Origin of the sequence: Gordonia namibiensis NBRC 108229 (assembly GCF_000298235.1) — a bacterium.
GTDB lineage: Bacteria > Actinomycetota > Actinomycetes > Mycobacteriales > Mycobacteriaceae > Gordonia > Gordonia namibiensis.
On sequence record NZ_BAHE01000002.1, the window covers coordinates 148,812 to 161,061 of the forward strand.

General features: G+C 66.1%; 12 protein-coding genes. 6 read left to right on the plus strand and 6 right to left on the minus strand.

Going from position 1 to position 12,250, the window contains the following annotated elements; translation table 11 throughout:
- Positions 1–34 precede the first annotated feature (34 nt).
- From GONAM_RS00875 to GONAM_RS00885, 3 genes are all read right to left on the minus strand, one after another.
- Positions 35–1,222 carry a lipase family protein gene (locus GONAM_RS00875; RefSeq protein WP_083876360.1) on the minus strand — a complete coding sequence of 396 codons (1,188 nt, stop codon included), beginning with the start codon at positions 1,220–1,222 and terminating at the stop codon, positions 35–37.
- 171 nt (positions 1,223–1,393) lie between these two features.
- Positions 1,394–1,969: a hypothetical protein gene (locus GONAM_RS00880; RefSeq protein ID WP_006864881.1), complete on the minus strand. Its 576-nt coding sequence runs from the start codon at positions 1,967–1,969 to the stop codon at positions 1,394–1,396.
- A gap of 12 nt (positions 1,970–1,981) precedes the next feature.
- A complete protein-coding gene (locus GONAM_RS00885; RefSeq protein ID WP_040535009.1) occupies positions 1,982–3,130 on the minus strand; it encodes a zinc-dependent alcohol dehydrogenase in 1,149 nt (382 codons plus the stop codon).
- 166 nt (positions 3,131–3,296) lie between these two features.
- On the opposite strand from GONAM_RS00885, the gene GONAM_RS00890 reads away from it, so the two are divergent.
- A complete protein-coding gene (locus GONAM_RS00890; RefSeq protein WP_006864883.1) occupies positions 3,297–4,091 on the plus strand; it encodes a hydroxymethylpyrimidine/phosphomethylpyrimidine kinase in 795 nt (264 codons plus the stop codon).
- A 63-nt stretch (positions 4,092–4,154) separates the two neighbouring features.
- On the opposite strand, the gene GONAM_RS00895 is transcribed toward GONAM_RS00890, so the two are convergent.
- Entirely contained in the window at positions 4,155–4,811 is a 657-nt protein-coding gene (locus GONAM_RS00895; protein WP_006864884.1) for a hypothetical protein, read from the minus strand.
- A 211-nt stretch (positions 4,812–5,022) separates the two neighbouring features.
- On the opposite strand from GONAM_RS00895, the gene GONAM_RS00900 reads away from it, so the two are divergent.
- Positions 5,023–6,813: a thiamine pyrophosphate-requiring protein gene (locus GONAM_RS00900; RefSeq protein ID WP_006864885.1), complete on the plus strand. Its 1,791-nt coding sequence runs from the start codon at positions 5,023–5,025 to the stop codon at positions 6,811–6,813.
- A 10-nt stretch (positions 6,814–6,823) separates the two neighbouring features.
- On the opposite strand, the gene GONAM_RS00905 is transcribed toward GONAM_RS00900, so the two are convergent.
- Positions 6,824–7,159, minus strand: a complete 336-nt coding sequence (locus GONAM_RS00905) for a DUF8129 domain-containing protein (RefSeq protein ID WP_006864886.1) — start codon at positions 7,157–7,159, stop codon at positions 6,824–6,826.
- A 127-nt stretch (positions 7,160–7,286) separates the two neighbouring features.
- On the opposite strand from GONAM_RS00905, the gene GONAM_RS00910 reads away from it, so the two are divergent.
- Positions 7,287–8,762 (plus strand): flavin-containing monooxygenase, encoded by a 1,476-nt coding sequence (locus tag GONAM_RS00910; RefSeq protein WP_006864887.1) that lies wholly within the window; start codon positions 7,287–7,289, stop codon positions 8,760–8,762.
- Here GONAM_RS00910 and GONAM_RS00915 read toward each other — a convergent pair.
- Complete coding sequence (locus GONAM_RS00915; protein WP_006864888.1) at positions 8,755–10,002, minus strand: cation:proton antiporter; 1,248 nt, start codon at positions 10,000–10,002, stop codon at positions 8,755–8,757. The genes GONAM_RS00910 and GONAM_RS00915 overlap by 8 nt on opposite strands.
- A gap of 158 nt (positions 10,003–10,160) precedes the next feature.
- Between GONAM_RS00915 and GONAM_RS00920 the strand changes: the two genes are divergently transcribed.
- From GONAM_RS00920 to GONAM_RS00930, 3 genes are all read left to right on the plus strand, one after another.
- Positions 10,161–10,580: a DUF1622 domain-containing protein gene (locus tag GONAM_RS00920; RefSeq protein WP_006864889.1), complete on the plus strand. Its 420-nt coding sequence runs from the start codon at positions 10,161–10,163 to the stop codon at positions 10,578–10,580.
- Between the two features lie 102 nt (positions 10,581–10,682).
- Positions 10,683–11,318: an isochorismatase family protein gene (locus tag GONAM_RS00925; protein WP_006864890.1), complete on the plus strand. Its 636-nt coding sequence runs from the start codon at positions 10,683–10,685 to the stop codon at positions 11,316–11,318.
- A gap of 122 nt (positions 11,319–11,440) precedes the next feature.
- The gene (locus GONAM_RS00930) at positions 11,441–12,229 is read left to right on the plus strand and encodes a thioesterase family protein (protein ID WP_006864891.1); all 789 of its coding nucleotides are present in this window, start codon (positions 11,441–11,443) and stop codon (positions 12,227–12,229) included.
- Positions 12,230–12,250: the final 21 nt, after the last annotated feature.

A 12,250-nucleotide genomic window follows, 5' to 3' on the forward strand; every position in this document is an offset into this window, starting at 1 on the left:
GGACTTACCCGGACGCGCAGGACATCACACCTGGTCAGTTCTTCGGCGAGGTTGCCGCCTTACCGTTCAACCACCTCAGCGCCTGTAGCTCGGAGGTCAGGCCGACGCCGTGGCCGAGGAATGTACCCGGCAGGATGACCGGCAGATGCATCGTCTCGACCGTGACATCAGCGCCCTTGGCGCGCCAGGACCGCACCATGCGATCGGTTCCCCGTGGATCGACCACGTCGTCGCCACGATTCTGGCTCACCAGCACCGGCATCCCCGGGGCGACTCTGCCGAGTCGCTGGTCGTTCACCGCCGTCAGCCACGGCTCCTTGCGCAGATGCGCCGCGATCGGACGGCCATCGCTGGTGTAGAAGGTCGTGGGTACGAACGGCAGCATTCTCAGCACGTCGAACACACAGTACGAGTTGACATCTCGCAGAACACTGCGACCGAGCGGGTTGAACGCGGCGAGGAACTTCTCGCGATGCTGCGGATACGCGGCGATGAAACCGTTGACGACCCAGCCGACGCCACCGCCGAGGAGGCTCCCGTCTCCCAGTCTCGCCAGGTCCGCGAGATCCGGTGCCGGAGCACCCGCGAAGGCCGCGAAGATCGGGAGTTCGGGGGCGTATGTGCCGGCCAGTTCGGCCGCAGACCCGGCCGCGAACCCACCCTCGGAGTAACCCCACAGCGCAACCGGGGCTTTCGCGCTCACACCGAACTTCGGGTTGCGCGCCACACGGGCCATGTCGAGCATCGACGTCCCGAGCGACCTGCGGTTCAGGTAAGGGTGATCGCCGGGCGTACCGAGTCCTTCGTAATCGGTCAGCGCCACCGCATAGTTGTTGGCGAGCAGCGCTCCGATCGCGAGCTCCTCGTACGCCTGCCCGTAGCGCAGCAGACGCGACGGAGCGCATTGGTCGCCGGCACCGATGGTTCCCGACCCGACCACCACGACCGGACGCTCGCCGCGTCCGGTCCACGGCTTGCGGGGGACCAGAACGCTTCCGGTCACGGCCGTCGGACGGTTCCTCGCGCCGGTGCTCGCATACATGACGGTCGTCGTCCGGGCGTCGATGTTGGCGCCGGTGAACGGGATGACCGCGGCATAGGACGGCGCCGACTTGATCAGCGACCCGGGCTGCGGGTCGAAGGTCGACGGCGGGTTGTAGAAGGCGGCGTAGGGGTCCGCCGTCGACGACCCGGCACCGACCAGTGAGACGGTGGCAGCCACCGCACACGCCACGACGACCGCTACCCAGCGGCGTCGGCCTCGTCGCACGCGATCACCGCTGAACTGATTCTTTTCCCGACCCCCGTTGGACATGTGTCCATTAGTCATGGCGTCGGCCCGTTTGTCAGCAGATCCGAGAAAATCGCCTCTCGGCGAAGACGACGGTCTGGGTCAGTGACCCCGCGCTCGCCGCAGAGCGGCGCGCGACACCAACCCGGCGGCGGCAGCGGCCGCGACCCACGGCCCGCCGACGAGAATCGGATCGAGCCAGGCGTGGTTGTTGTCCACCCGCTTGCGCCCGACCCGCGACGACCAGCCGTGGTGACTGAGTTCGGTCCCGATGCCCGTCTCGGTGAGGGGATTGTCGGGCCGCCCCTCGGCGATCGACCGCACATGAGCCTCCGCCGCGGCGACGCGATCGGCCCCGATGAGGATCAGCCAGTGTGCGGCCCGACCCTCGCTGAATCGGTAGGCGGATCGTCGGATCACTCCGGACAGTCCGCTCGGCGGTGTCGAGGTCCCGAAAACCGGTGTGAGAAACGCATGTTCGTTGGATCGTTCTCTGGACTCACGGTTGGGTTGATCTTCCGGGACGTCCCAGTGCACGCCGGCGGCCGGCCCGACGGGGAGTTCCTTCGGCACGGCAGGGCGGTTGGCCGGGTCGGCGTCGACGCCCCAGCCGGGTATGCGGTCGACGAGCTCGGTGGTGTCCGGGTCGTTGGGTCGGTCAGCGGGATAGGCGGGCATGCTGTTCTCTCCTCAGCCGGCGTCGGCGACGATGATGGGCTTGATGCAGCCGTCGAGCTTCGACGAGAAGATGTGATACCCGTCGGCGATGTGCTCGAGCGGAATGCGATGCGTGACCAGGTCATTCGGTTTGAAATAGCCGTTGCGGATGTGTTCGAACAACCGGGGCCATTGGCGTTTGACCGGGCACTGGTTCATGTTGATCGTCAGGCCCTTGTTCATGGCGTCGCCGAACTTGACCGCGCTGAAGATGGGGCCGTAGGCACCCATCACCGAGACCGTGCCGCCTTTGCGGACCGAGTCGATGGCCCAGTTCAGGGCGACCGGCGATCCGCCCTGCAACTTGAGCTTGGCGGCGGTGACGTGCTGGAGGAAGTTCCCGTCCGCTTCGGCTCCGACGGCGTCGATCACGCGGTCGGCGCCGATGTTGTCGGTGATGTTCTTCAGGTGGACGATGATGTCGTCGTAGTCGGCGAAGTTGTAGGTCTCGGCGTAGGCGAAGGACTCGGCCTTGTCGAGACGGTATTGCAGGTGATCGATGACGATGACGCGCCCGGCACCCATGAACCACGCCGAGCGGGCCGCGTACAGCCCCACCGGACCTGCCCCGAACACGATGACGGTCTCACCCTGACGGATGTCGGCGAGCTGTGCCCCGAAGTAACCGGTCGACAGCGCATCGGTGAGCAGGAGTGCGTCTTCGGGATCCATCCAGTCGGGGATGACACTGGGCCCGACGTCGGCGAAGGGCACCCGCACGAACTCGGCCTGCCCGCCGTCGTATCCGCCACAGGTGTGCGAGTAGCCGTAGATCCCGCCCACCGCAGTCGCGTTCGGATTCACGTTGTGACAGTTGGAATACAGGCCCCGGGCACAGAAGTAACAGGTGCCGCAGTAGACGTTGAACGGCACCATGACACGGTCGCCGACCTTCAGGTTCTGCACGGACCCGCCGACCGACTCGACCACGCCGATGAACTCGTGACCGAACGTCATGCCGGGCCGGGTGTCCGGCATCATCCCGTGGTAGAGGTGCAGGTCGGAGCCGCAGATCGCGGCGTGGGTGACCCGGACGATCGCGTCGTTGGGATGCTCGATGCGGGGCATGGGTTTCTGTTCGACACGAACCTTGTACGGGCCTCGATAGACCATTGCCCTCATCGTGTCGGTGCTCGTCGACGCTGTCATGTGATGGCGGGTACCCGGCTGCTTTTCAGGCAAACGTCGCGGTCGGGAGGCCGCGACGACCGACTCCGGTGCGACGGGAGTAGTGCTGGGGGTGTACAAAAGGACCCGGTTCATCTACGAACCTCGAAAGGATCGAGCAATGTCAGTGGTGTCGTATGTGATCGCCGGGTCCGAGGCGACCGGTGGCGCGGGAATCCAGGCCGACCTGCGTACTTTCGCTCAGCTCGGCACCTACGGCGTCGGAACCATCACCTGCATCGTGTCCTTTGATCCGAAGGCGGGCTGGGGCCATCGCTTCGTACCGGTGGACGCCGGCGTCATCGCCGACCAGATCGAGGCGGCCACGGTTGCGCACGAGCCCGAGGTCGTCAAGATCGGCATGCTCGGAACCCCCGCGACCATCTCGACGGTCGCCGAGGCGCTGGCATCGCGGACCTGGCGACACGTGATCGTCGACCCCGTCCTGATCTGCAAGGGTCAGGAACCCGGTGCGGCCTTCGACACCGACAATGCTCTGCGCGCGGAGATCCTCCCGCTGGCCACCGTGGTCACGCCCAACCTGTTCGAGGCCGCCACGCTCGCCGGCATGGACGATTTGACCAGCGTCGACGATCTCGCCGAAGCGGCTCGTCGGATCGCCGACCTCGGGCCGAAGTACGTCATCGTCAAGGGCGGGGTCGGGCTCGCCGGAGACGAAGCCGTCGACGTCGTCTTCGACGGCAGCGACATCACCATCCTGCGTGCGCCGAAGGTGGGTGACGAGCGCGTGTCCGGCGCGGGTTGCGTGTTCGCGGCCGCGACCACGGCCGAACTGACCAAGGGCACCGACGTCCTCGACGCGGTCCGAGCGGCCAAGGAGTTCACCCACCGCGGGATCGTCGGGCGCATCAGCTCGACGGCGCCGTTCGACGCCGTCTGGCACGGACAGCAGTAGAGCCCGGACGCAGGTCCGCGCCCACCCGCCGGAGCGGATGGGCGCGGTTCGGTCGTTCGAGGGTCACTCGGTGGGGACGACCTTGCCGTCGACGGTCACCTCGACCTTGTCCGTGGCCTCGGTCCAGGTGATCTTGCCGTGTTCGAAGGTCGACTCCTTGACCCCGTCCTTCTCGGTCTCGTCGCTGGTGGCGACGCCGAGCGGACCCTGTGAACCGCCCTTGCCGTCGGGGGAGGGCGCACCCTCTTCGTTGCGCGGCACGTTCCAGGCGTCGCGGATCTTGCCCCACGTGATGTAGGCGGGGGTGTCCGCGTCGTCGTCCTTCGCGGTGATGACGCCACCCTCGAACTGCTGGAACACGACGCCGTTCTCCCCTTCACCGGCCGCCTCGGGGCCGATCAGCGGTTTGCCCAGATCGGCCTTCTGCGCTTCGGTCGCCGAGTCGTACTTGGCTGCGATCGATCCGCTGAGCGTGACCTTCGCGCCGTCCGGGGCGGTGAGTTCGACCTTCTTGTCGTCATCGGCGACCTCCGACTTCGCCGAGGAGATGGCCGACTCGGCCTTCGACGTCCCGGACTCGACCGCACCGGACACAGCCGAGGACACCGCGGACGTGTTGTCGTTGTCGTCGTCGTTGCTGCAACCCGCCAGGCCGAGCGTTCCGATGGCCACCGCCGCTGCCGTTGCAACCAGACGTCGTGTGACGCTGTTGTGCTTCATGACTTCCTCTCGGTTCACAACCTTCAGGATCAGGAGGGCCACTGCCCACCCGCATCGGACCCTAACGAACAAAATCCGCTGATGTGGATGATCTTCGATACCGGCGCGTCATCGCCAGACCGAACGTGTCGGCATCTGACGTCCCGGGTATGCGACCGGCAAGCCCTCGGCGCCGAGCCGGCGGCGGCATCGTCGAACACAGAGGAGAACCATGACGGAGACAGTCGCCGACGTCATCCTGAAACGCCTACGCGTATGGGGGATTCGGCAGGTCTTCGGATACTCGGGGGACGGGATCAACGGATTGTTGTCGGCATGGGTGCGCGCCGACGACGCCCCTCAGTTCGTGCAGTCCCGCCACGAGGAGATGAGCGCGTTTCAGGCCGTCGGGTACGCGAAGTTCTCCGGCGAGGTCGGCGTGTGTGCGGCCACGAGCGGCCCGGGAGGGATTCATCTGCTGAACGGCCTGTACGACGCGAAGCTCGACCATGTTCCGGTGGTCGCCCTGGTCGGACAGACCGAGCGTTCCGCGATCGGTGGGGCCTACCAGCAGGAGATCGACATGCACGCGCTCTTCAAGGACGTGTGCAGCGGCTTCGTCCAGATGTGCACGGTGCCCGAACAGCTGCCGAATCTGCTCGACCGTGCCATCCGGGTCGCCCAGGCCGAACGGGCACCGACCGCCATCATCTTCCCGTCTGACGTCCTCGAGCTCGAGTACGAACCGCCGGCCCAGGCCTTCAAGCAGGTGCCGTCGAGCTTCGGTGTCGAACCAGGGACCCCGGTACCCGACGAAGGTGCATTAGCGCGGGCCGCGGACATCCTCAACGCCGGCGAGCGTGTCGCCATGCTCATCGGACAGGGCGCCCGTGACTGTGTGCCCGAACTGACCGAGGTCGCCGACATCCTCGGCGCCGGCTGCGCGAAAGCCCTTCTCGGACGAGATGTCCTACCCGACACGTTGCCCTGGGTCACCGGATCGGTCGGTCTGATCGGCACCACGGCCAGTCACCGCATGATGACCGACTGCGACACGCTCCTCACCGTTGGGTCGAACTTTCCGTACTCGCAGTTCCTTCCGCCGTTCGGACAGGCCAGGGGCGTGCAGATCGACAGCTCGGCGAAGCTTATCGGCATGCGGTACCCGAATGAACTCAACGTCGTCGGTGACGCCCGGGCCACGTTGCGCGCGCTGATCCCGATGCTGGACAGGAAGCCCGATCGCTCCTGGCGCGAGAAGGTGGAGGCCGACGTGTCGCGATGGTGGTCGACCGCCGAGCATCAGGCGATGACCGCTGCCGACCCGGTGAACCCGATGCGGATCTTCCACGAGTTCTCGCTGCGTGCACCGAGCGACTCGATCGTCACCGCCGATTCGGGCAGCGCCGCCGACTGGTACGCGCGGCACATCGTCTTCCGCGACGGCATGCGTGGATCGCTGTCGGGGACCCTTGCCACGATGGGTCCGGCGGTTCCGTACGCCATCGGCGCCAAATGGGCGCATCCCGGCCGGCCCACGATCGCCTTCGAGGGTGACGGCGCGATGCAGATGAACGGGCTCGCCGAGATGGTGACCGTCGCCCGCTACTGGGAGCAGTGGGACAACCCGACCTTCGTCGTGGCCGTCTTGCACAACAACGACCTCAACCAGGTGACCTGGGAACAGCGAGCGATGTCCGGATCGCCGAAGTTCCCACCGTCTCAGACACTTCCGGATGTCGACTACGCCGCATTCGCCCGAGAGATCGGTCTCACCGGGATCAACGTCGACGACCCCGACCGACTCGGCGAGGCGTGGGATGAGGCGCTGGCCGCCGGTCGCCCCGCGTTGCTCGATGTCCGGTGCGATCCCACCGTGCCGCCCATCCCGCCGCACTCGACCCGCGAACAGGCCAAAGCCCTGAGTGAGGCGCTGGTGAAGGGCGACGAGGACGCCTGGGACGTGGCGAAGAACGTCGCCAAGCACAGCCTCGAACAGTTCCTACCGGGCCGACACCGCTAGCGGGACCGGTTCACGGTTGACCGCGCTTCGGCGTCTGCTCGGCGACACCGTGGCGCAGCGGCGTGGTCGCCTCCGCTGCGGTGTCCGGTCCGACAGATGACCCGGCGTCGGCTCCCTGAACCGGGGGCGCCTTGGCGGGGTCGCCGGCGGACGGTTCCGCACCGGCCTCGAGTTGTTCGATCCGCGCGGTCAGGATCTCCTGCACCTGGACGCGGCCGGCGGTGGACCGCTCGTGTTCCAACAGCTGTCTGACCTGGTCGAGCTGGAGAGACCTGATGCGGTGTGTGATGTCTCCGACGGATAGTTGGTCGAAGTCGGGTAGCGGGAGTTCAGGTGTTGCGCTCATGTCGTGGGCGTACCCGGACAGACGCTTTCCTAACGTGGTTCGACGGGATCGACCGGGCTCGGTGCTGTCCCGCCGCCGGCTGAGGCATCCTGGATGCAGTATCACGCCGCACAGCCCAGGAGTTTCAGTGAGCGCACCAGAACACGTCGACGTCCTGATCGTCGGAGCCGGGATCTCGGGGATCGGCGCCGCCCGCTATCTGCGGACCGAACAGCCGTCGAAGACGTTCACGATCGTGGAGGCACGCGGCGCTGCCGGCGGCACCTGGGACCTCTTCCGTTACCCCGGCATCCGCTCGGACTCGGACCTGCACACCTTCGGCTACGAGTTCAAGCCATGGACGGACAAGCAGGCGATCGCCGATGCCCCACGCATTCTCGACTACCTGCACGAGACCATCGAGGAGAACGACCTCACCGACCACATCCGGTATCACCACAAGGTCCTCTCCGCCGCCTGGTCCTCGGACGACGCGCGCTGGCTTGTCGACATCGAACGAACCCACACCGGCGAGCGCACACAGATCAGCGCGGGATGGATCTTCTGCGGTTCGGGTTACTACGACTACGACGAGGGTTTCAGCCCCGAATTCGTCGGCGAGGACCGGTTCCGCGGCCAGATCGTCCATCCGCAGCACTGGCCGGAGAATCTGGACTACGCCGGGAAGCGCGTCGTCGTGATCGGCAGTGGCGCAACGGCAGTCACACTGCTGCCGGCGATGGCCGACGAGGCAGAGCACGTGACGATGCTGCAGCGGACCCCCACCTACGTCATCCCGCTACCGCGCGAGGACGCCCTGGCCAACACGCTCAAGAAGATCTTCGGTGACGAGCGGGGATATGCGCTCACCCGCCAGAAGAACGTCGCCCAGCAGCGAATCCTCTTCGAACTGTGCCAACGGTTCCCGAAGGTCGCACGGCGGATGATCCGGAAGATCAACAAGTCGCAACTGCCGGAGGACTTTCCCGTCGACGTCCACTTCAATCCGCCCTACGACCCGTGGGATCAGCGTCTGTGCGTGGTGCCCGATGCCGACCTGTTCCGCACCATCCGGGCAGGCAAGGCGTCGATCGTCACCGACAGGATCGCATCCTTCACCGAGACCGGGATCCTCTTGGAGAGCGGTGCCGAGATCGAAGCCGACATCATCGTCACCGCAACAGGTCTCAACATCAAGATCATCGGCGGCATCGACCTCACCGTCGATGGGGAGCCTGTCTCGCTGCCGGAGACCGTCGTCTACCGCGGCATCATGCTGTCGGGAGTTCCGAACTTCGCGCTGGCGATCGGGTACACCAACGCCTCGTGGACGCTGAAGATCGGCCTGCTCTGCCAGTATTTCTGTAAGTTGCTCGGTTACATGGACTCTCACGGCCACCACGCGGTCTGGGCGGTCGCCGATCCGGACATGCCCACACGTCCGCTACTCGACTTCGGCGCCGGCTACGTCCAGCGCGCTCTCGACACCCTGCCGAAGCAGGGACCGCACGCACCGTGGGTGATGTCGATGAGCTACTACGCCGACCGCCGTCTGTTCAAGGGCGATGTCGCCGACGAGAACCTACGGTTTGCCCGGGCGCGGCAACCCGAGGTGCTCACGTAGCGTCGTCGAGTTCGCGGCCGTCCGGTTCACTCCGACGCCGAGTCCCGCCCGACTCCCGTCGCCCCAAGCGCTGGGCGACGAGACCCACCCCGAAACCGTGCAGCACGACACTCGCGAGGACCGTCACCGTCATCGCGTACAGCGTCTCGTTGGCGACCATGCCGTCGAGTTCGTTGAAAGCGAGCAGCCCGAACACGATCGACGCGGTCCCGCGCGGTCCCAGCACGCCGATCAGGAGACGGTCACGCGGGCCGATGTCGGTGCGCAACAGTGCCAGATAGACGGGGACGATCCGGAGGACGGTCAGCGCGGCCAGGGCCAGGACGACGATCTGCCAGACGAACCCGAGTTCGAAGACCAGCACGGCGGCACAACCGAAAACGAACCACATCGTGAGTGCCGCGAGCGCGCTGACGTCGTCGGCGAGGCGCAGTTGCTCATCGCCCGGACCATCGGCTCGTGCCGCCTTGTAGGCGATTCCACAGAGGAAGGCCGCGACGAAGCCGTTGCCGCCGAGTTGTACCGAGCATCCGTACGCGAGGATCGGGATGAGGACGAGGCTGATCCGGATGGACTGTTCGGTGGCCAGCTCGCGACGCATCGAGAAGTTGGTCAGTCGCGCGGCGAGGAGTCCGATGACGCTCCCCGCCAAGACCGCCCACAACGCAGACGGCACCGCCTGTTCGAGTGCTTCGGCGGGGGAGGAGGCGTGCTTGTGGTCGCCCGCGAGTGTCAGCGCGAAGATGAAGAGCGGTGCGATGATGCCGTCGTTGTAACCGCTCTCGATGTTCAGCAGGTGTCGTACCCGTGTGGGGAACCTTCGATCACGAACCAGCGACGAGGCCGGCGTCAGATCCATCGGGATCACCACGCACGCAATCAGGAGTGCGACACCGACCGACATCGAGGGAAGAAGAGCGACACCCAGAAGGGTCGCGAGGGCAACGGACAGCGGCATCGCAATGACCAACAGCCGCAGCGATGTTCGTCGCTCACCGGCGAAGTAGCCTCCACGCACCTCGATCGCGTCGACGAACAGCAGAAGGGCGAGAATCAGTTCGACGACGGGTTCGGCTGCGTCGGTGTCGAGCGCGTTGCCAATCGAGTTGTTGGTGGTCAGCCCGATCACGATGCCGGCGACCACCATCACGATGGCCCCGGAGATCTGGAGCCGCGACAACCGGCCCGCGACCAGGGTCCACCCGACGATCACCACGATCGCGATCAATACGGGGGTCATCGACCTCGCCCACGTGTCCGCATTGACGGATCGTATCCCGACCGGCTGCGTAGATCGGGTAAGGCGCAACGAGATCGGTACACCTGGGGAGCGACCGGAGAAACGGACTCGGCGAGGACCGCCCGTGTCGGGGCGAGGACGCGGATAGGCTGACCGCCATGGATTTCGAGGACATCTTCACCGCGGTGGCGGTCGCATTCGAAGCGCTCGGCGCTCTGGCCATGATCATCGGCTTTCTCATCGCGCTCGTCCTCGGCGCGCGGTCGCTGTCACGCAAGGAAGCCGGAAGCGAAGCCTTCTCGATCCTCCGGACAACCCTGGGCTCGGCAATCCTCCTCGGCCTCGAGATCCTCGTCGCCGCAGACCTCATCAGGACGATCACCTCGAAGCCCTCGATCGAGGACGCAGTGATCCTCGGGATCATCGTGGTGATCCGAACGGTCCTGTCGATGTCCATCCAGATAGAGATCGAGGGCACGCTACCGTGGCGGCGGGCCGTGCTCACCAATGGCGGCCGGCTGCTCAGCAAGGCGGTGGCACGCGACGCGGCTGCGAGTCGAGCAGCCAAGGAATCGTGATCGGCTGACAGACGACAGTGGTGGCGACCCCACTCCGCGTCGACGCATAGTGGGAGGGGACGACGGTCGCCCCCCGGCCGTCGACAGATGGGAGCCCCGACCATGACCACGATCCGCCGCGCACTGATACTCGTCGACGTCCAGAACCAGTACTTCGACGGCCCGCTGACGATCCAGTACCCGCCCCGAGACACGAGCCTGCAGAACATCGTTCGACTCATTGACCATGCGGAGGAGCAGGGCATCCCCGTGGTCGCGGTCCAGCACACGTATCCGGCCGACGCACCGGCGTTCGCAGAGGGTTCGCCATCGTGGGAGTTGCACCCGAAGGTGGCTGAGCGGGCGACACCGTCGTGGAAGCGGGTGCGCAAGAACCTCGGCAGCGTGTTCGCCGGCACCGACCTGGCGGACTGGTTGCGGGCGCAGGACGTGAACACCGTGACGTTGGCGGGTTACATGACGAATAACTGCGACCTGGCCTCCGCCGCCGGCGCCGAGGAACTGGGCATGGCCGCCGAGGTGATCTCCGATGCCACCGGTGCCATCCACATCGCGAACGCCGCCGGGAAGGCCTCAGCCGAGCAGGTTCACAACACGTTGATGGCGATCCTCAACTCCAACTTCGCCGCAGTCGCCACCACCGAACAATGGATCGGGGCCAGCGCCGGGGGAGCTCTGCTCGACAAGGACAATCTGGTCGCATCGGCGGTCCAGGGACAGGCCGCGTTCGGCGACTGACCCCTCGACTTCCTCGCCGAACCCACCTGATCCGACGCCCACCCGGGGCGTCTATGCCGATCGTCATAGAGTAGCGTGGACCGAGTTATAGCGGTCGTCATAGTGCGTGAGGAAGTCTTGACATGCCCACACTCGCCGAACTCGTGTCGGGTTTCGACCCGACCTCTGAATTCGTTGTGCCCACACAGTGGACGCAGGGTCGTACCGCCTACGGCGGACTGACCGCGGCCATGTCGGTTCTCGCCGCGCAGCTGACCGAGGGTAAGCCGCTGGCACCGCTCAAGTCGGCACAGTTCCTGCTCAGCGCGCCGGTCGTCGACTCCGCGACCTTCACCGCACGCCGACTCCGCGAGGGGCGGTCGGCCTCGAGCGTGGCCGTCGAAACCGTCAGCGGGGGACAGGTCGCTGCGCACGCATCACTGATCTTCGCGCAGCCGCGTCCGAGCGCGATCAGTCATGACCAGGTCGGCGTTCCGGAGGTTCCGGCACCGGAGGAATGCGCACCGTTCGGCGACGCGTCGGCGCCCCTTCGTCCGGCGTTCGTCGACAACATCGAAATGGTTCAGGCGGGCGGCACGGTGCCGCTGGCCAACGACGGGGATCCGCGGTTCCGCGCCTGGGTGCGGCATCGCGGCGCCGAGGGAGTCGATCCGGCAGTTGCTCTCGTCGCGCTCGCCGACGCCCTGCCGCCGGCCACGACGGCCGCGTTCACCGAGTGGGCACCGGTCAGCACGATGAGCTGGTCGCTGCACATCTGCACCGACGACCTGCCGAAGCCGACCGACTGGATGCTCTTGGAATCATCGAGCACCTTCACCCTCGACGGCTACTCCCATCAGTCGATGACCCTGTGGGACAGCGCATCGCGTCCGATCATCCAGGCTTCTCAGACGGTGGCACTGTTCGCCTGACCGTCCCCAGAGAGTGGTATG

Bases quoted from the DNA above. Each gene is read 5' to 3' on its own strand.
- GONAM_RS00880 (WP_006864881.1), bottom strand. From the start codon at position 1,969: ATGCCCGCCTATCCCGCTGACCGACCCAACGACCCGGACACCACCGAG.
- GONAM_RS00885 (WP_040535009.1), bottom strand. From the start codon at position 3,130: ATGAGGGCAATGGTCTATCGAGGCCCGTACAAGGTTCGTGTCGAACAG.
- GONAM_RS00890 (WP_006864883.1), top strand. From the start codon at position 3,297: ATGTCAGTGGTGTCGTATGTGATCGCCGGGTCCGAGGCGACCGGTGGC.
- GONAM_RS00895 (WP_006864884.1), bottom strand. From the start codon at position 4,811: ATGAAGCACAACAGCGTCACACGACGTCTGGTTGCAACGGCAGCGGCG.
- GONAM_RS00900 (WP_006864885.1), top strand. From the start codon at position 5,023: ATGACGGAGACAGTCGCCGACGTCATCCTGAAACGCCTACGCGTATGG.
- GONAM_RS00905 (WP_006864886.1), bottom strand. From the start codon at position 7,159: ATGAGCGCAACACCTGAACTCCCGCTACCCGACTTCGACCAACTATCC.
- GONAM_RS00915 (WP_006864888.1), bottom strand. From the start codon at position 10,002: ATGACCCCCGTATTGATCGCGATCGTGGTGATCGTCGGGTGGACCCTG.
- GONAM_RS00920 (WP_006864889.1), top strand. From the start codon at position 10,161: ATGGATTTCGAGGACATCTTCACCGCGGTGGCGGTCGCATTCGAAGCG.
- GONAM_RS00925 (WP_006864890.1), top strand. From the start codon at position 10,683: ATGACCACGATCCGCCGCGCACTGATACTCGTCGACGTCCAGAACCAG.
- GONAM_RS00930 (WP_006864891.1), top strand. From the start codon at position 11,441: ATGCCCACACTCGCCGAACTCGTGTCGGGTTTCGACCCGACCTCTGAA.